At 61.6% G+C, this 17,365-nt stretch carries 14 protein-coding genes and 1 tRNA gene; 7 read left to right on the forward strand and 8 right to left on the reverse strand.

What is annotated here, in order from left to right:
* Window positions 1–186: 186 nt before the first annotated feature.
* The 3 genes from G7Y31_RS03435 to G7Y31_RS03445 all read left to right on the forward strand — a co-directional run bounded on the left by G7Y31_RS03435 (window position 187) and on the right by G7Y31_RS03445 (window position 3,334).
* Window positions 187–540 carry a DUF485 domain-containing protein gene (locus G7Y31_RS03435; RefSeq protein ID WP_165011202.1) on the forward strand — a complete coding sequence of 118 codons (354 nt, stop codon included), beginning with the start codon at window positions 187–189 and terminating at the stop codon, window positions 538–540.
* Window positions 541–543: 3 nt separating this feature from the next.
* The gene (locus G7Y31_RS03440; RefSeq protein WP_165011203.1) at window positions 544–2,205 is read left to right on the forward strand and encodes a solute symporter family protein; all 1,662 of its coding nucleotides are present in this window, start codon (window positions 544–546) and stop codon (window positions 2,203–2,205) included.
* Between the two features lie 175 nt (window positions 2,206–2,380).
* Window positions 2,381–3,334 (forward strand): hypothetical protein, encoded by a 954-nt coding sequence (locus G7Y31_RS03445; RefSeq protein WP_165011204.1) that lies wholly within the window; start codon window positions 2,381–2,383, stop codon window positions 3,332–3,334.
* Here the strand turns inward: G7Y31_RS03445 and G7Y31_RS03450 are convergent.
* Complete coding sequence (locus G7Y31_RS03450) at window positions 3,312–4,232, reverse strand: DUF1906 domain-containing protein (RefSeq protein WP_165011205.1); 921 nt, start codon at window positions 4,230–4,232, stop codon at window positions 3,312–3,314. The two genes, G7Y31_RS03445 and G7Y31_RS03450, sit on opposite strands and share 23 nt — an antisense overlap.
* Window positions 4,233–4,434: 202 nt before the next feature.
* On the opposite strand from G7Y31_RS03450, the gene G7Y31_RS03455 reads away from it, so the two are divergent.
* Entirely contained in the window at window positions 4,435–5,049 is a 615-nt protein-coding gene (locus tag G7Y31_RS03455; RefSeq protein WP_165011206.1) for a DUF3558 domain-containing protein, read from the forward strand.
* A complete protein-coding gene (locus G7Y31_RS03460) occupies window positions 5,042–6,769 on the forward strand; it encodes a hypothetical protein (RefSeq protein WP_196823611.1) in 1,728 nt (575 codons plus the stop codon). Before G7Y31_RS03455 ends, G7Y31_RS03460 begins: the two co-directional genes overlap by 8 nt.
* A gap of 799 nt (window positions 6,770–7,568) precedes the next feature.
* On the opposite strand, the gene G7Y31_RS03465 is transcribed toward G7Y31_RS03460, so the two are convergent.
* The 6 genes from G7Y31_RS03465 to G7Y31_RS03490 all read right to left on the reverse strand — a co-directional run bounded on the left by G7Y31_RS03465 (window position 7,569) and on the right by G7Y31_RS03490 (window position 10,714).
* Window positions 7,569–8,039, reverse strand: coding sequence for a hypothetical protein (locus tag G7Y31_RS03465; RefSeq protein WP_165007934.1), 471 nt, complete (start codon window positions 8,037–8,039; stop codon window positions 7,569–7,571).
* Window positions 8,040–8,171: 132 nt separating this feature from the next.
* A tRNA-Arg gene (locus G7Y31_RS03470) sits at window positions 8,172–8,244 on the reverse strand.
* A 64-nt stretch (window positions 8,245–8,308) separates the two neighbouring features.
* Window positions 8,309–8,596, reverse strand: coding sequence for a mycoredoxin (locus G7Y31_RS03475; RefSeq protein WP_165007932.1), 288 nt, complete (start codon window positions 8,594–8,596; stop codon window positions 8,309–8,311).
* Between the two features lies 1 nt (window position 8,597).
* On the reverse strand, window positions 8,598–9,131 hold the full coding sequence (locus tag G7Y31_RS03480; protein ID WP_165007930.1) for a dihydrofolate reductase: 534 nt from the start codon (window positions 9,129–9,131) through the stop codon (window positions 8,598–8,600).
* Window positions 9,131–9,928, reverse strand: coding sequence for a thymidylate synthase (locus tag G7Y31_RS03485; protein ID WP_165007928.1), 798 nt, complete (start codon window positions 9,926–9,928; stop codon window positions 9,131–9,133). Before G7Y31_RS03485 ends, G7Y31_RS03480 begins: the two co-directional genes overlap by 1 nt.
* A gap of 27 nt (window positions 9,929–9,955) precedes the next feature.
* Complete coding sequence (locus tag G7Y31_RS03490) at window positions 9,956–10,714, reverse strand: 3'(2'),5'-bisphosphate nucleotidase CysQ (protein WP_165007926.1); 759 nt, start codon at window positions 10,712–10,714, stop codon at window positions 9,956–9,958.
* Between the two features lie 50 nt (window positions 10,715–10,764).
* Here G7Y31_RS03490 and G7Y31_RS03495 point away from each other — a divergent pair, with 50 nt between their 5' ends.
* Both G7Y31_RS03495 and G7Y31_RS03500 read left to right on the forward strand, forming a co-directional pair.
* Window positions 10,765–15,426, forward strand: coding sequence for an ATP-dependent helicase (locus tag G7Y31_RS03495; RefSeq protein WP_165007924.1), 4,662 nt, complete (start codon window positions 10,765–10,767; stop codon window positions 15,424–15,426).
* Complete coding sequence (locus G7Y31_RS03500) at window positions 15,383–16,180, forward strand: Fpg/Nei family DNA glycosylase (RefSeq protein ID WP_165007922.1); 798 nt, start codon at window positions 15,383–15,385, stop codon at window positions 16,178–16,180. Before G7Y31_RS03495 ends, G7Y31_RS03500 begins: the two co-directional genes overlap by 44 nt.
* Here G7Y31_RS03500 and G7Y31_RS03505 read toward each other — a convergent pair.
* Entirely contained in the window at window positions 16,146–17,342 is a 1,197-nt protein-coding gene (locus G7Y31_RS03505; protein WP_244977431.1) for an MFS transporter, read from the reverse strand. The genes G7Y31_RS03500 and G7Y31_RS03505 overlap by 35 nt on opposite strands.
* Between the last annotated feature and the right edge of the window lie 23 nt (window positions 17,343–17,365).

Here is a 17,365-nt window from a genome sequence, read left to right on the forward strand (position 1 = left end):
GGGGGTAGTGTGGCAAGTTGTGAAAGTCAATGTTAAAAGCGGCAATGGGGGTAGTGAAGTCTTGTTAAGGCACATTTCCCTGCGCTAGCTACAGCCTTGCATAGATGGGCATGTAACTTACACAACAAGCAAAAATTGTGACCCCTACCTCAAGGTGGAGGCCTGCTTGACTTAAAAGGAGTATCGATGTCTGCAACACCAGTAGGTGCCGGCCAGGCAAACCCTCGCCGTGAGCCCACGGCGGAAGAGTTTATTGCCATGCGGGACAGCGCGCAGTTCGGAGAACTGCGCGGTGCCTACCGTAACTTCACCTTCCCCATGACCGTGGCCTTCTTTACGTGGTACGTGATCTACGTCCTCGCCGCTGTTTTTGCTCCTGACTTTATGGCCAAGGAGCTCTTCGGTGGCTGGAATGTGGGCTTCCTCTTCGGTATCGCCCAGTTCGCTACCACCTTCATCATCACGTGGATCTACGTGAAGTACGCCAACAAGAACATCGAGCCGCGTGCGGCCGCTATCCGTGCAGAGCTGGAGGGATAAGCCATGAATAACACTGCACCTCTCTATTTGGCTCAAGAGGCCCCGGAAGCCACCGCTGGCAACCCGATCCTCAACATTGCCGTCTTCATCGTCTTCCTTGTCGTCACCATGGCGGTCGTGCTGCGCGCCGGCAAGTCCACCAAGGAAGCATCTGATTTCTACACCGGCGGCGGAAGCTTCTCTGGCCGTCAAAATGGCTTGGCTATCTCCGGTGACTACCTCTCGGCTGCGTCCTTCCTGGGCATCGTTGGCGCCGTGGCTTTGACCGGCTATGACGGCTTCCTGTACTCCGTGGGCTTCTTCGTCGCCTGGCTGGTAGCCCTGATGCTCGTTGCTGAGCCACTGCGTAACGTAGGCCGCTTCACCATGGCTGACGTGTTGTCTTTCCGCTTGCGGCAAAAGCCGGTGCGCGTGGCTGCAGCCATCGCCACCCTGTTTGTCTCCCTGTTCTACCTGGTTGCTCAGATGGCTGGCGCTGGCTCCCTAGTGTCCGTTCTGTTGGACATCCACGACTTCTTCTGGCAGGCCGTGGTGGTCGGCGTTGTGGGCGTGTTGATGATCGTCTACGTGCTGGTCGGCGGCATGAAGGGCACCACCTACGTCCAGATGATCAAGGCCGTGCTCCTGGTCACCGGTGTGGTAATTATGTGCCTGCTGGTCTTCGTCCACCTCAAGGGCGGCTTCAATGCGCTGTTTGACACCGCAGTGGACATGCACGCTACCTCGGACTACATCCAGACTAAGGGCTACGAGGCAACCCAGATCATGGAGCCGGGCCTGAAGTACGGCAAGAACCTCACCACCAAGATTGACTTCATCTCCCTGGGTATTGCCCTGGTGCTGGGCGTCGGTGGTCTGCCGCACGTGCTCATGCGCTTCTACACCGTGCCTACCGCAACTGAGGCTCGCCGCTCCGTGACCTGGGCCATCGTTATCATTGGTTCCTTCTACCTGATGACCCTCATCCTGGGCTTCGGTGCTGCTGCCCTGGTGGGCCCGGACCGCATCCTTGCTGCCCCGGGTGGTGCAAACGCTGCCGCACCGCTGCTGGCACTGGAGCTGGGTGGTTCCGTCTTCATGGCAGTTATCTCCGCTGTGGCTTTCGCTACCGTGCTGGCCGTGGTCGCTGGCCTGGCCATTACCGCCTCCGCCTCCATTGCCCACGACGTCTACCACTCCGTTATCCGCAACGGTGAGTCCACCGAGGCCGAGCAGGTCCGCGTCTCCCAGATCACCGTGGTGATCCTCGGTATCGTCGCCATCATCCTGGGCATCCTCGCCATGACCCAAAACGTGGCCTTCCTGGTTTCCCTGGCCTTCGCTATCGCGGCATCGGCAAACCTGCCCACCATCTTGTACTCCCTGTACTGGCGCCGCTTCAACACCGCAGGTGCCGTGGCCTCCATGTACACCGGCGTCATCTCCTGCCTGGTGCTCATCTTCTTCTCCCCGGCTGTCTCTGGCACGGAAACCTCGATGTTCCCCAACGCAGACTGGGCTCTGTTCCCGCTGTCCTCCCCGGGTATCGTCTCCATTCCGCTGGCCTTCCTGGTTGGTTGGATTGTTCCCCTGGTTACCAAGCCGGACAACCTGGAAGAACTCTCCGCTGAGATGGAAGTGCGCTCGCTCACCGGTGTTGGCGTTGAAGCTCCGGTTGACCACTAATCCCCTCTAGGTACTCAGCGCTCTTTGACCAGCCAGTACCTTTGAAACAGCTAGTACCCCGTGTTCCTGAACCAAGGCGCACCGGGGTACTTCTGGTTTTCTGCCCCAGTTTCTCCCCCTGTGGGGCGGCTGGTGCTGTGCGGTGGGTAACATGTTTCCGGTGAGAATGACATCTATGTCCGCGCCTTGGTCTAGGTCTTGGTCTAGGCCGCTGGGGTGCGCGGTGGTGGGGTGCTTGCTGGCGGTGACGGCGGTATCGGCAAGCTCGTGCACCCAGGCGCCCGCCCCGGACTTGCCGGTGGGGGCGGCACCGACGGAGGCATCGGCAGCAGTAGAAGCCTTGCGTGCCGATACCGCCGCGGCCGCAGCCTCCGCCGCACGCACAGCCGCGCAGGCCTCCACCACCCTGACCGTCCAAGCACCGCCCACGCAGGCCGACGTCGCTGCAGGCCTGTCAGGGGCAGTCACTTTTCTTCCCGATGCCTCTGCGCGCCAGATGTCCTATATCCGGCTGTCTGATGGCATGCGGATGTGTAGCCCCGGAGACAAGTATGCGCGCCCAGCGCTGAGCCTGATCAAGCTCTACCTGGCTGCCTATGTGGTAGAGCACGGGAGCATTAGCGACAAATATGAGGCGCTGTCTATGGTGGCGGATTCTTCGGATGTCAGTGCCAGTGACTTGTTTGAGCGCTACCCGGAGTCGATTGATGCTATTGCCGCGCAGTACCGGCTGGCCTCGACCCGCGCGGGGGAGCAGTGGGGGCACTCGGTGACCTCTACCTATGACGTGGTCAGCTTTATTGTGGCGCTATTGGAGGACGACCCCGCCCATCCGGTGCTGGTAGCCATGTCCCAAGCTCACGAGCTAGCTGCCGACGGCTACCAGCAGGACTTTGGCACTTCACGGTTGCACAATGTTCTGGGAACCAAGTTCGGGTGGTCCGATGATAGGACCCTACATTCCTCGGTGTCCTTTGGCCCGAACTTTGTGGCGGCGGCCGCGGTTACGGGCTCGGCGGAGGACTTGACGTCTTTTGTTCGCAAGGAGATTAACGGTAAAACGTTGAAGGCCGCCACGGAGAAGTTCCTGGCGGCGCGAAATACGGCTAGCGAACTGCCTTGCCAATAGTGGTGAGCAGGTCGATCCCGCCTTGTAGCTGTTGCGGGGTCAGGCTTGAACCTCCCATGCGTGACGATAGCTGCGACAGAACGTCCTGGGGTGCAATCGCTGCGCCAGGGTCTACAGGGGTAGGCGCGGGTGCAGGTCGCTGCCCGGGTGTCCACTGGCCCCAGTCGCGCGCATAAACATTATTGATGTCCACAACGACTCCATCGATGGTGGCTTGCCGGTTTTGCGGCAGCTGGTGGATGGTGGTGCGCGGGTGGATTTTGCCATTGGAGCCCCAGTCGTGCATCCAGTAGAAACTGCCGATGCCCTCGCGGCTGGCCCACTCGATGACGTTGTAGTTGCCATAGATACCGGTGCTGTAGCCTGCGGCGCGCAGGGCCGCACTAAAGGCTAGTAGATAGGGGCGAATGAGGCTGTCGTACTGTGCGCGGGTGGGGTTGTCATCAATAGCGATGTAGATGGGCCTTCCGGTGGGCCCGCCGGCGGCCTTGTGCAAGGCGATGGCCTGTGGGGCGTGCGTGGCGGCGCCTGCTGCTCCTTGGAGCCAGTCTGCAGTAGACGCGCGGCCAAATTGGTAGACCGATGCCGTGGCCAGTCCCGCCGCTGCCTGGGCGCGGGTTTCTGCCAGCGTGACTGGTTTGCCTTTCATCCACTGCGCGTCCGGCCGACGTTGGGACACGTAGCGAACTGCGCCCAGGTGGCCGGCTGCCTTGATTGCCGCAGCGCTGGGCACTCCTGCCGAGTAGTCGATGACGGTGCCTAGCACGGGGCCAGGAGCACCGGTGTATGCGTGTGCCTTCGGCGCCAAGGTTGCGCTTGTGGCCAGCGTGGCAGCACCCAGCGCGGTGGCGGTGAGGAAGCTTCGGCGGCTGAGCCCGCCTGCGGGTGGGGTAGACATGCAAGAACTCCTTTAAGTTAACCGGTACTGCAACACTAGCCCCAATTGTCACATTAGTAACGGAGTTGATGGCGTGTGTTGTGCAATGATCCTGCCGGGGTGGAGGCCGCAGGCCGTGGACGGGAATTTTTTTAACCGACGCCGGAACCTTTTCGCCTCTACGGCAGTCCAATAGAGAAAGACACACTGAAAGGAGCCAATTATGCGGGCGCAGTCCCTCATCACTGCTTTTGCTTTGGTCGCTACAGGCTGTTTCGCGCTGGCGGGGTGCGCACGTCCATCCCCGCCAGGCCCGGAGTCTGTTCCTGTTGTGGAGCAGGCCAGCGAAGCCAAATCTGCCGATGCCACCGCGGCCGGGTTTGCAATGCCCGCACCGGGTCCCTTCGACCCCAATGCGCCGGACTATACGCCGTTTCAGCCTTGTCAGGACATTTCGCAGGAGCAATTCGCTGAACTTGGACTCAAGGTTGTCCCTGAAGAGCAGGAGCACTATCTTCCTTATGCTTGTCCCGTTGAATTACCAGAGCTCGAGGGGCGCGGGGCTTTAGCGCTTGTCGCATACCCGGATAGCCTGTCGCAGCTTTTGGATGGCCGCGGCTTGGTGATCGCTGAGGAACCAAGCGCCGACTTGCCAGGTGGCGCCGTTTTGGTCTCACAAGACCCGCTCTTACGAGGGGTGTGTATGTCGGGCGTTGAAACTCCGCGTGGATTCTTCGCAGTTGAGTATGTCAGCGGTATGTCAGTCCCAAGCGGCGTCACGCTGTGCGAGGTACCGACCAAAATACTACGAGAAATTTATGGAGCTACAAATGATTAACATCAATCTGAATACGCACGCCACGGTATCCAAGGCCCTTCAGGATTTGCGAATGATACTTTTCCGCGTCTCCTCAAGAAGTGCGAATGGCATGTCCTCCGCTTTGTCGTCTATCCCGGGTGTCAGTGAAGCGGGGGCGATTCATGGTCGGTTTTTGCAGGGGGATCCGGCGTCTGCGCAGGAGACGTTGCGGAAGTTCATGGGACAGCTGGACTGGATCGGCGGCCAACTAAAGAATCAAGCTACTGCGTTTGCGTGGCAGGACTCGCTGGCGGCGAAGACTCTGGACATGTTGCATGTGGGGATTAACCCGGATTTCCTGGAGGTTCGCTTTGTCGACCAACCCCCGGCAGACTACCAAACCCTTCACTTTGTCCCGCCGGTGGTCATGCTGCCCGGGCTAGACATTAGCCAGGTGGCCGCCGAAATCAACGCCATCGACTTAGCCTCAGTCGTAGCGTCCAGCAGCCGGTGGAATGATCTGCATATCGCAGCTACAGAGGCAGTGGATCAATTACAGTCGATTGCTGGGGCGCTGGCGAGTAATAACTCCGGGGAAGCTGTAGACCGTGCGGTAGAAACCTTAGGCACAGTCGCTGCCACAGGTACGGATTTTGCTGCCAACGCATTGTTGATGCAGGCGCACACATCCTTGTTGAACTCACTGGGGATTATGGCCAAACTCCACGCAGCTACCGCAGAGGCCGTGATCCGGGCAATCCCAGACCTTGCAGCCCAAAAAGTCGCAGAACGCGCCGCAATTGCTTCCCTGCAGGGCCAGTTGCAGTTCATGGTGGATGCCTCACTGCCACAGATCGGTAATCTGGCTAGCCCTGAGATGGCTGCCGGTGGTGGCCTGGCTAAGGCTGGTATGAACGCGATTGCTGGTAGTGATGGGCGCTACGGCACTGATTCACTATCTATCCCGAAGGCCATGGTAGATGCTGCTATGGCAGGCCAACTAGGCCCAGGATCTTTCGAGGTGGCAGACGGGTTGTTGCGCCCGGTGGCTGGCATGGGGGCTCATGATACTGGGGTAGAAGAGTTTGTTCGTGGCCTTGGCCGCGATGTTGCGGGCATGTTTGGTAATTCCGTGTTGCCCGCTACTGTGGGGGAGTCGTTGACTGGTCCCACAGCAGCGACACTATCCGGTCCAGGCCATGGCGCAGGCGCTGGTGCTGGTGTACCGGGTGGTGCGCCCATTGGGGCAGCGGTACCCGGTGGTGGCTTGGTGAAAATGGGTGCAGCGGGCACAACCCCGTCAGGTGCTGGTGCTGGGGTTCTTGGTGGTGGTTGGGGTGGTGCTATGCCAGGCCTGGTTGCTGGAAACACTGGCCGCCACGCCGCCGGTCGGACCGGTGGTGTGCCAGTCGCAGGTGGTGGTGCTGGTGGCATTGGAGCCGCTGGTGGTCTCGGCGGGGCCGGTGGCGGTGGTGGTATTGGCGGTGGGGGTGTGCCAGGCGTTGGCGGTGGTATCCCAGGTGCCGGGTCAGGTGGTGCCGCAATGGCCCGCGGGGGTGTCACACCAGCCGGGGCTGCTGCGCAAGGTGGTAGGTCGGTGATGCCGGTGATGGGCGCAGGCGCCGGCGGTGGGGCGAATAATCGGGGTCGGGTCAAAGCGGTGACAACCAAGATTGAACAAGACGCCAACAAACGAGCCCTAATCGGTGACTTGCCACCAGCAATCCCAGGCGTTATCGGCGCATGGGTACGGGAATAGGGACTACGCTTTGCACCCCCAAGTGCTGAAAGGTGACGCGTTTTCTCCACAAACACGACATTGCGGTATGGGCGGGCAGTGTCTAAAGCGCAGAAAATGCGTCACTATGTTTGGAGACCGTAACGCTTTAGCTTGGTGGCCGTAATGTTTTAGTTTGGTGGCTGCAACGCTAGGACAGGGCTGCTAGGAATCGGCAGCGCGGGAGTTAGCTGGTGTTCGGAGGAATTCAAGGCGGGCAACCCCACTCGCGAGAATGGGCTATCTGCAATTAGGATGCCCATGAGTGCACGAGGGCAAGAGATTTCTTACGAGGACTGATTCACAAAGCCGCCGAGCCTACTTCGAGTTTGGAAATACAGGCGTATCTGGGTACACGATCCCACGCGCTAGTGCGTAGCGAAGAAGGATTGCCCGTCGGTTTCTTTCTTCAGCTTTCTTGAGGCCTCGGAAATCGACATAGCAATGACCTGGCGCCTTCGGCGTATCAGTAATCACGGTGCTGTCGTCGATAGCCCTTAAGTTCGCTTGTCGTATTTCATCGACAGTGCAGGCCCAGGTACCCACAGATGGGCTATGCGCGTGAGAGTTATGCCAGTCAAACGCCTCCTGTGCAGTGACTTTAGCTCCTCGGGAATAGGAGGCTTTGCCGTTGTCAAAACTATTCGGGCCGAACGCCTTGGACGATGGCAAGCCGTCGGAATTAACCCACCAGTGGGGCGTGACCTGTCTAAGTAAGAGCTCGTACATAGAATCGCCAGGTTCGCCCCCAACGACGACCTCACCGACGCTTAAGCTGATGTCAGCCATTGATTACCGGCACCCAGTTTTTAATGATTGGGGTGAGGTGATCTGGTGAATCAACCTCGTCGGAATCGCCGTTGGTCTGTTCGGGGTACAGACTGTAGGCAACGATGCTGGAATCAGCTTCCACCTCGATGGAGAACACGTAGGTTCCGGACGCCCATTCGAACAGCACGCCACCTTCTTCTGTGGGGAATACTCCGGGTGGAGGTGTCAAACCGGCTTGGCTGATGGTGGTGAGTACCAGACCGGCCTGTACAAGGGCTTTTGGCTGCGGGCGGCGACTACCTTTCCCCATCCAGTCATCGCTCAGCTTGTTTAGGGATGAGAGTTTGCGAGCAGCAGGAACGAACGGGTCGTGGAGGTTTGTCTGGAAAGCGGCATCGTGAAATTTTGCGCCATCAAAACGGGTGCCTTCGAGCGTGATAAGCGCTAAGGCACTGTTGGATGAAGGTCGCTGCGTGGTCATGCCTGGATCCTACGCGATCTGAGACTTGAGTGTGAAAGAGGATTCGGTCTCGGTGGATAGCGGGATTGTTTCGGCTATAAGGTAAACAGCCCGTGACTGGCAAAAGCTCCCGTCAGTGAGCTGCAGGAAAAGTGCCCCAGAGAGGATTCGAACCTCCGACACCGGCTTTAGGAGAGCCGTGCTCTATCCCCTGAGCTACTGGGGCGTGGGCGGCGTGGCCGCCGGGGTACAAGGTTACCAGGCCGGTGGACCAAGTGGTAACGGGTGGGCTAGGCGGACTCGCCAGTGAGTTCACGCAGCTTGGCGCGTACGGCGGAGGCTTCCGGGTTGGTGGCGTGGGTGCCGTCGGAATATAGAACCGTGGGCACGATCCGGTTGCCGTCGTTGACAGATTCAATCCACTCGTTGATGTCCTCGGTGCCTTCGGCCTCCACGTCTACCAGGTCATAGGGCGTTTCGGTGCGGTCGAGGCGCTTGCGCAGGTTGTTGCAAAACGGGCACCAGTCCGCAGCAAAGATGGTGACGTGGGCGGAAGTCTGGGGAGTTTCAACGCTCATTTTAGGCGGCTTCCTTTCTTTCATAACTGAGGAACTTGTACTTCAACGGCAAGTCGCTGGGAGGTATTCCGGGTAAAGTGAGGTGGCCCTCGGAGCTGGTGAGCCAGTCCGACTCCTGGATCAGAGAAAACTCGGCGGGAATAGCGGGGGCGTAGACAGCGGCGCTTCCTAGGGCGCCGCCAATGTCAGCGCCCATGAGGGTGACTTCGATCCGGTCAACGTATGGCAGTGCCGCGGCGTAGACCTGGCCGCCGCCGATGACCCAGCTGGTTGAGGGGGCATCGGAAAGCTCACGCACCACGGTGGCACCAGCAGACCAGGGGCCCGCGGCCTGGCGGGAGAGCACAAGGTTGTCGCGACCGGGCAGGGGACGGAAGCGCGGGTTGAGCGACTCCCAAGTGCGCCGGCCCATGAGGACGGGCGCGCCCATGGTCATCTTCTTGAAGTACTGGAGATCTTCTGGAACGTGCCAGGGCATGGAGGTGCCATCGCCGATGATGCCGTCGCGGGACTGCGCCCAGATTGCCCCCAACATTAGACGGAGACCTGCGCGGAGATAGTCGGGTGGGGGTCGTACCCGATAAGTTCAAAGTTATCGAAGTCGTAGTCAAAGAGCGAGGAAGCGGGATGCAGTTTGAGCTGGGGGTATTCCCGCGGGGTGCGGGCTAGCTGCTGCTCTACCTGGGCAAAGTGATTGTTGTAGATGTGGCAGTCGCCGCCAGTCCAAATCAGCTCGCCCACCTCGAGGCCTGCTTGCTGGGCAAACATGTGGGCCAGGGCAGCATAAGAGGCGATGTTGAAAGGCACGCCCAGGAACATGTCTGCAGAGCGCTGGTAGACCTGCAACGACAGCTTTCCGTCGGCGACATAGAGCTGGAAGAGCAAGTGGCAGGGCATCAACGCCATCTGGTCGAGTTCTGCCACATTCCACGCAGAGACCAGGTTGCGACGGGAATCAGGATTATCGCGCAGGGTATCGAGGGCGCGCTGGATCTGATCAATGTGCTGGCCATCCGGGGTGGGCCAAGAACGCCATTGCACGCCGTAGACGGGGCCTAGTTCCCCGGACTCATCTGCCCACTCGTTCCAAATCCGGACGTTGTTTTCTTGCAGCCAAGCCACGTTGGACTCGCCACGCAGGAACCACAGTAGCTCCCCAATGACACCGTGGAAGTAGACCTTCTTAGTGGTGAGTAGGGGAAAAGACTTCGAGAGATCGTAGCGCAATTGCGCGCCGAAGAGGGAGCGGGTGCCGGTGCCAGTACGGTCGGTTTTCTCTGCACCTTCCTCAAAGACGCGGCGCAACAGGTCCTCATACGGAGTCGGAATCATAAGTGACCAGTCTAGGCTAAACCGGCTCTAGTAGCCGCCATGGGCGGCGGCGTACGCGGCGGCATGCTCTAGGACCTCGTCTTTAATCTCCGGACGGCAGATGACCAGATCCGGGACAAAGGTGTCCTCATTATTGAAGGTAATGGGGCTGCCATCCAGGCGGGAGCAGTGCAAACCAGCAGCACGCGCCACGCCCACAGGGGCGGCCTGATCCCACTCGTACTGGCCCCCGGAGTGAATGTAACCATCAAAGTCACCCAGCAACACGTGCATGGCCTTTGCACCTGCGGAGCCGATGCCCTTGGTCTCAAAGCCCATCTCTTGGGCAATGTACTGCGCCACCGCAGGCGGGCGATTGCGGGACACCACAAAGCGCTTAGACAAGGGGCCGGTGACCGCGCGGACATCGGAAGACTTAAACGTCACGCCAAGGTCCGGCATGCCTACCGCAGCGTGTTCCGGGATGCCGTTGATAACCAAGGCGATGTGAATGGCCCAGTCTTGACGGCCGGTGGAGAACTCCTTGGTGCCATCGAGGGGATCGACGATCCACACCCGGTCCTTCTTTAGCCGCGCGGGGTTATCCGTGGCTTCCTCAGACAAAAAGCCATCTTCAGGACGGTGCTGGGCCAGCACGCGGGCGATCCACTCCTGGGCCAGGACATCCCCGGCGTCGCCCAATGCCCGCCCACGCAACAATCCGCTGGTGCGCACCCCCTTGAGGATTTCGCCGCAGCCTTCGGCGATGTGGTTTGTCAGGCGGGAGTCAGAAAGTTCGCGGGTCATGTCCACTAGCGTACATTCCCATGTCCACCCTGCGCGCTACAGTCTAAGGCATGCCTGAAAACATCTTGAGCAAATTCCGCCCCCAAGTCGCGGGGTGGTTTGCAGATGTCTTCGCCGCCCCCACCCCGGTGCAGCAACAAGCCTGGGAGGCCATTTCCGCAGGCAAACACGCCCTGGTGGTAGCCCCCACCGGCTCTGGCAAGACCCTGGCGGCCTTCCTGTGGGCACTCAATGCCCTGGTGGAGCGGGAGGGGCAAATGGCATTGCCCGTTGGCGCACAGGGGCACACACAGGGCCAGTCGCAGGGGCAGGGGGCATCGGCAGGCGTGAAGGTGCTCTACATCTCCCCACTAAAAGCCCTGGGAGTAGACGTAGAGAATAATCTGCGCGCACCGCTGGCGGGCATTGCCCGGGTGGCGCAGCGCCTGGGGTTGGAGGAGCCCAACATTAGCGTGGGCGTGCGCTCTGGGGATACCCCGCAGGCGGAGCGCAACCGTCAGCTGCGCCGCCCGCCGAATGTGCTCATCACCACCCCGGAATCTGCCTACCTTATGCTCACCTCGAAAGCGTCTGGCATATTGCAGACGGTCGATACGGTGATTATTGATGAGATTCATGCGGTAGCCGGCACCAAGCGGGGAGTGCACCTGGCGTTGACCCTGGAGCGCCTGACGCAGGTGGCCGGGGAGTTCCAGCGCATCGGGCTTTCCGCCACGGTGCGCCCAGTAGAAACAGTGGCGCATTTTCTGGGCGGCACCCGCTCCGTTGAGATCATCGCACCCCCGGGAGACAAACACTGGGACCTAGGAGTGCACGTGCCGGTCGAGGACATGTCTGACCTGCCCGTGCCGGAGCCAGGTTCGACCATTGGGGAGCTCACCATCGATGATCAGGCGGGCATCACCGCCAGCGACTCCGCCTTGCCCACCGCCAAATCTATTTGGCCCCACATCGAGCAGGAACTCTATGCGGAAGTCATGGCGCACACCTCTACGCTGGTCTTTGTCAACTCCCGGCGCACGGCAGAGCGTGTGACCAGCAGGCTCAATGAGCTCTATGCTCAAGAGCATGATCCGGACGCTCTTTCTCCCACCACTCGCCGGGACCCGGCGCAGCTGATGAAGCAAGTTGATGTGGCCGGAACCGCCCCGGCGCTTATCGCCCGCGCCCACCACGGCTCGGTGTCTAAGGATGAGCGCGCCTTGACGGAGAGGATGCTCAAGGAAGGCTCCTTGCGTGCGGTGGTGGCCACCAGCTCCTTGGAGTTGGGCATTGACATGGGGGCGGTGGACTTGGTAGTGCAGGTAGAGTCCCCGCCCGCGGTGGCCTCCGGGTTGCAGCGCGTGGGCCGCGCCGGGCACTCCGTGGGGGCGGTCTCCCAGGGGTCTTTCTACCCGAAGCACCGCGCCGACCTGCTGCAGACCGCTGTGACGGTGGAGCGCATGCGCGCCGGGCAGATTGAGCAACTGCGGGTACCGTCCAACCCCCTGGATGTGTTGGCGCAGCACACCGTTGCTGCGGTGGCCGTAGCGCAGACTTTGGACGTGGAGCAGTGGTATGCCACCGTCACCCGGGCGTGGCCCTACCGCGACTTGGCGCGGGAGGTCTTTGATGCCGTCATTGACTTAGTCTCTGGGGTGTACCCCAGCACAGATTTTGCGGAATTGCGCCCACGGGTGGTCTTTGACCGGTTGTCTGGCCAGTTGACCGCCCGCCCGGGGGCGCAGCGCGTCGCAGTGACTAACGGCGGAACTATCCCAGATCGCGGCATGTTCGGGGTCTTCCTGGTTGGCGGCTCCGACTCCCCACGGCGGGTAGGTGAGCTAGACGAGGAAATGGTCTATGAATCCCGGGTGGGGGACGTGTTTACCCTGGGGGCCTCTTCGTGGCGAATTGAAGACATCACGCGGGACCAGGTGCTGGTCAGCCCCGCGCCCGGGCACACGGGGCGGCTGCCGTTTTGGAATGGGGATCAGCCCGGGCGGCCCTATGAACTGGGAAAGGCGCTGGGGACATTTCGCCGAGAAGCCCACGCCCAGCCGCAGCGCGTGCCGCAGGGGCTCGACGCCCGCGCCCGCCGTAATCTGCTGGCGTACTTAGAGGAGCAGCAGGAGGCCACGGGCCTGGTCCCGGATGAAAAGACGCTGCTCCTAGAGCGATTTACCGATGAGCTAGGGGATTGGCGGGTAGTGCTGCACACCCCCTTTGGCCGGCCGGTCAATGCCGCGTGGGCGTTGGCAGTGGGGCACAGGGTGGCCACGCTCACCGGCATGGACCCGCAGGCGGTGGCCGGTGATGATGGCATTGTGCTGCGCATTCCGGAGGGCGAGTCCGTCCCGGACGCCGGCCTCTTTCTGTTTGACGCAGACGAGATTGCGCAGATTGTCACAGAACAGGTGGGTAACTCTGCGCTCTTTGCTTCTCGTTTCCGGGAGTGCGCGGCGCGGGCCTTGTTGCTGCCCCAGCACAATCCAGGCAAGCGGGCGCCGTTGTGGCAGCAGCGCCAGCGCGCGGAGCAGTTGCTAGACGTGGCGCGCAAGTATCCGTCTTTCCCCATCATTTTGGAAACAGTGCGGGAGTGTGTGCAAGATGTCTACGATCTCCCCGCGCTGCAGGAGACCATGCGCGATCTGGCGCAGCGCCGCATTCGCATTGCAGAGGTAACCACGCAGCAGCCCTCACCCTTTGCGTCTTCGCTGCTGTTCAATTACACCGGCGCGTTTATGTATGAAGGCGATAGTCCGCTGGCGGAAAAGCGGGCTGCTGCCTTGGCTTTGGATCCGGCGTTGCTGGCGAAGCTGTTGGGCACGGTTGAGCTGCGGGAGCTGTTGGATCCGGACATCATCGCAGATGTCCACGCCCAGTTGCAGTGGCTGACTCCCCAGCGGCGGGCCCGCAGCGCCGAGCAGGTGGCTGACTTGTTAAGGGTGGTGGGCCCGGTGCCGGTGGCGCAGCTGGGCGAGCATGCAGAGGTTCCGCTCAGCGCTGTGGAGAGCCTGGGCAAGCGGATTATGCGGGTGCGCATTGGTGGGGTGGAGCACCTGGCGCAGGCTCTAGACGCGCCGTTGTTGCGCGATGGCTTGGGCGTGCCGGTGCCGCCAGGCATTGCAGCGCAGCAGGCCACCATTACTGACGCTTTGGCGCAGCTGGTGTCGCGGTGGGCCCGAACTCGCGGTCCGTTTACGGTGCCAGAGCTTGCCGATGCCCTCGGCCTGTCCCCCTCGGCTGCACACACCGTCCTGGCCAGCCTAGACGGGCTGGTCCAGGGCCACTACCGTCAAGGTGTGGCGGAGGAGGAGTACGTGGCTGCGGAGGTGCTGCGCACTATTCGCTCCCGTTCTTTGGCGGCGGCGAGGGCGGCCACAGAACCGGTGTCGGCCGCGACGTTCGGGCGCTTTTTGCCGCAGTGGCAGCAGGTGGGCGGGCAGCTTGCCGGGGTTGATGGCGTATTTGCGGTGATAGAGCAGCTCGCTGGGGTGCGCCTGCCGGCGTCGGCGTGGGAGTCGCTAGTGCTCCCAGCACGCGTGGCTAATTACCATCCGACGATGTTGGATGAGCTCACCGCTAATGGCGAGGTGCTCATTGTGGGCGCGGGAAAGGCGGCGGCTAATGATCCCTGGATCATGTTGCTGCCCACCGAGGATGCCCCGGACCTGGCTCCCCAGGCGAATACCGAGGGCCTAACCGTGGTGCAAACTCAGCTGCTGGAGGCCTTCCGCGGTGGGGGTAGCTTCTTAGTTGCTGAGGTGGCCGGCCGGGTGGCTGCTACCAGTGTGGAACTGCGCGAGGCCCTGTGGGGCCTGGTGGAAGCGGGACTGGTCAGTCCAGATTCTTTCGCCCCCATTCGCGCCCACTTGGCCACCACTGGCCGGCCGACGCGCTCGCGGCGTGGGCGCAGTGGGCGCCTGGCCCCGGACCTGGCCGGGCGCTGGGGGCTTACAGTCGCGCCTGGCGATGTCACCTCGCGGTCAGTCACTCTGGGGCAGAGATGGCTGGAGCGCTACGGGGTCCTTACCCGCGGCAGCGTGGTCGCAGAAGACACGGTGGGCGGCTTCGCCTTAGCGTATAAAGTCTTATCGGGGTTTGAAGAGTCCGGGAAGGCCATACGCGGCTATGTCATCGAGGGGCTAGGCGCAGCCCAGTTTTCTACCCCGGCGGTTATCGACCGCCTGCGGGGGCTGGCAGATAGCCCCGATGTGCACGGGTGGCCCTCGGGTGCTACCACCGTCGAGACTCATGTGTTGGCAGCGGCTGATCCCGCTAACCCTTATGGTGCGGCGTTGCCGTGGCCCGAAGGCGATGGTGATGCCGCCCGCCCCTCCCGCGCCGCAGGCGCCCTGGTGGTGCTCATGGATGGACTCCCCGTGGCCCACCTCACCCGGGGTGGCAAGACCTTGACCACGTTCTTTGCGGCGCTTCCGGCGGGAATTGACCAGCAAGAAGTAGTCGCCGGTATTGTAGACGGGCTGCGCCAGGCAGTCACCGCAGACCGCTTGGCGCCGCTGGTAATCGAAAAGGCCAACGGCCAGCCAATCTTTGGCTCTGAGTTGGCAAAGCAATTGCGCGCAGCCGGATTGGGGATTACCCCAAAGGGAGTGCGGGTTTCTCAAAACGTAGTGAATACTGCCGTGAATACTGCAGTGAATACTGGAGTGAGTAAGGAGAGCCATGCCCGAGGGAGATTCCGTCCTTCAGCTATCCCAGAAACTTAAGTTCATGGAACAGCAGGTGGTGGCAGCGTGCTCCATTCGGGTACCCCGCTTTGCCACCGTCAATGTGCAAGGCTGGCGGTGCACCAGAGTATGGCCCTACGGAAAGCACCTCTTTATGTCCTTTGCCCACCCCGAACACGCGCCGCTGGTGCTGCATACCCACCTGAAGATGGATGGACGCTGGGGCATTTACCGCGCCGGGCAGCGCTGGCGCCAGCCCGCCCACACCGCGCGCGTGGTGCTGCGACTGGGGGAGGTAGAAGTGGTGGGGCACCGCTTAGGCATGGTGGAGGTCTTCCCGCAGCGTGAGTATGCCCAGCGTATTAGCCACCTAGGTCCCGACATTCTGGATCCCCAGTGGCAACATAATGGGCTGCGGGAAGAGGCCATTGCCCGCATTGAGGCCCAACCGCAGCGCGCCATCGGCGTGGCATTATTGGACCAGGGCAACGTGGCGGGCATAGGCAATGAATACCGGGCAGAGACCTGCTTCATCGCCGGGGTGCACCCCGGCCGGGCCGTGGCGGAAACCAATGTCCCGGCCATAGTCGATATTGCCCGGCGGCTCATGTGGGCCAACCGCAATGCCCCAGTTCGGGTGAGCACTGGCGTGCGTCGCGCCGGGGAGACCACCTATGTCTTCGGCCGCGAAAACGCCCGCTGCAGGCGCTGCGGCACCCCCATTGCTAAGGCCAGCTTGGGGGAAGACTATGAGCGCATTATTTGGTGGTGCCCTCAGTGCCAGCCCGCCTAGCAAGCTGGTCTTCGACATACACCGGCCGGGTGGCAAAAAATCCTGCCACCACAGTGACCACTCCGATGACGGAGAGCACCGCCAAAGGCGCGGCAAAAGAGCCCGAGACCTGCCGTAACGCGCCAGTAGCAAAGGGGCCTACACAAGCAATGGTATATCCCACCCCTTGGCCAAACGACGTTAATGACGTAGCGCCCTGTGCCGTGCGCGCCCGTAGGTTGACCAGCACCGTGGCCATGGAAAACACGATTGCCCCCAGCGCGGACAGCACCGTCCACAACACCGGCGCAGCCAGCGGGGCAAAGGCCAGCCCCAGCAGCGAAACACTAAAGAACGCCCCTGCGGTGACCACCACGGGAAAAGGTCGGGGCAGGTGGCCCGCCAGCCAAGGGCCGGCCAATACCACCGGCAACCCCACTGCGGACCAGATGCCCAGCATCCCGGCCCCGAACTCCGCACTGCGGCCGGCCTCAATAAAAACCTTGGGCAAAAACGTCATCACCGTGTACGCCACCAGGGAGTTGGAGCCATAGAGGAACGCTAGCCCCAACCCCACGGGGGTCCGCCAGACGGGCAGGCGGAAAGAGGGGGCATCGGCAAGCACAGCCTGTTGGGAGCGCAACGGTGCCCAGGCCAGGGCAGCCACCAGGGCCAGGACCGCCCACGCGCCCACGGCAACCTGCCAGCCGGCCCGGGCGGCAAAGGGCACCGCCAGTACCGGGGCGGCGGTGAGCACCAGCTGACACACCAGCAGATACGCCATGGTTACCGACGGCACCCGCTGCGGAAAGTACTCCCGCACGGCCAGGGGCATGGCGGCATTGAGTGCGCCGATACCGCACAGTGCCGCCACTGACCCCGCCAGTAGCACCCATTGGGAAGGATAAACCACCCGCAACGCCTGCCCGGTGGCGCTGAGCAGCAGGGCGGCAAGCATCAGCTGGCTTAACGTTAAGTGCTGGCGGATGCGTGGCAGTATAAACGCGCCGAAGGCAAACATGGCCGTGGGCACGGTGCCAATGAGGCCCACCATGGTGGAACTCATGCCCAATTCGGTTTGGATTTGGGCCAGGAGGGGAGACAAGCCCGTGATGGCGGTGCGCATATTTGCAGCCGCCAGCAAGATGGCGAAGAGAGGGAAGAGGCGTGAGAGAGGGCTCATGAGGTGCATATTATAACGCACCT

The sequence above is a fragment of the Corynebacterium lizhenjunii genome (genome assembly GCF_011038655.2).
GTDB classification, from domain to species: Bacteria; Actinomycetota; Actinomycetes; order Mycobacteriales; family Mycobacteriaceae; genus Corynebacterium; species Corynebacterium lizhenjunii.

What these genes read in the sequence shown, in the direction of transcription:
- G7Y31_RS03485 (WP_165007928.1), bottom strand. Translation starts at nt 9,928, where the DNA reads ATGATTCCGACTCCGTATGAGGACCTGTTGCGCCGCGTCTTTGAGGAA.
- G7Y31_RS03460 (WP_196823611.1), top strand. Translation starts at nt 5,042, where the DNA reads ATGATTAACATCAATCTGAATACGCACGCCACGGTATCCAAGGCCCTT.
- G7Y31_RS03500 (WP_165007922.1), top strand. Translation starts at nt 15,383, where the DNA reads ATGCCCGAGGGAGATTCCGTCCTTCAGCTATCCCAGAAACTTAAGTTC.
- G7Y31_RS03455 (WP_165011206.1), top strand. Translation starts at nt 4,435, where the DNA reads ATGCGGGCGCAGTCCCTCATCACTGCTTTTGCTTTGGTCGCTACAGGC.
- G7Y31_RS03440 (WP_165011203.1), top strand. Translation starts at nt 544, where the DNA reads ATGAATAACACTGCACCTCTCTATTTGGCTCAAGAGGCCCCGGAAGCC.
- G7Y31_RS03445 (WP_165011204.1), top strand. Translation starts at nt 2,381, where the DNA reads ATGTCCGCGCCTTGGTCTAGGTCTTGGTCTAGGCCGCTGGGGTGCGCG.
- G7Y31_RS03435 (WP_165011202.1), top strand. Translation starts at nt 187, where the DNA reads ATGTCTGCAACACCAGTAGGTGCCGGCCAGGCAAACCCTCGCCGTGAG.
- G7Y31_RS03495 (WP_165007924.1), top strand. Translation starts at nt 10,765, where the DNA reads ATGCCTGAAAACATCTTGAGCAAATTCCGCCCCCAAGTCGCGGGGTGG.
- G7Y31_RS03480 (WP_165007930.1), bottom strand. Translation starts at nt 9,131, where the DNA reads ATGTTGGGGGCAATCTGGGCGCAGTCCCGCGACGGCATCATCGGCGAT.
- G7Y31_RS03475 (WP_165007932.1), bottom strand. Translation starts at nt 8,596, where the DNA reads ATGAGCGTTGAAACTCCCCAGACTTCCGCCCACGTCACCATCTTTGCT.
- G7Y31_RS03490 (WP_165007926.1), bottom strand. Translation starts at nt 10,714, where the DNA reads ATGACCCGCGAACTTTCTGACTCCCGCCTGACAAACCACATCGCCGAA.
- G7Y31_RS03450 (WP_165011205.1), bottom strand. Translation starts at nt 4,232, where the DNA reads ATGTCTACCCCACCCGCAGGCGGGCTCAGCCGCCGAAGCTTCCTCACC.
- G7Y31_RS03465 (WP_165007934.1), bottom strand. Translation starts at nt 8,039, where the DNA reads ATGACCACGCAGCGACCTTCATCCAACAGTGCCTTAGCGCTTATCACG.
- G7Y31_RS03505 (WP_244977431.1), bottom strand. Translation starts at nt 17,342, where the DNA reads ATGAGCCCTCTCTCACGCCTCTTCCCTCTCTTCGCCATCTTGCTGGCG.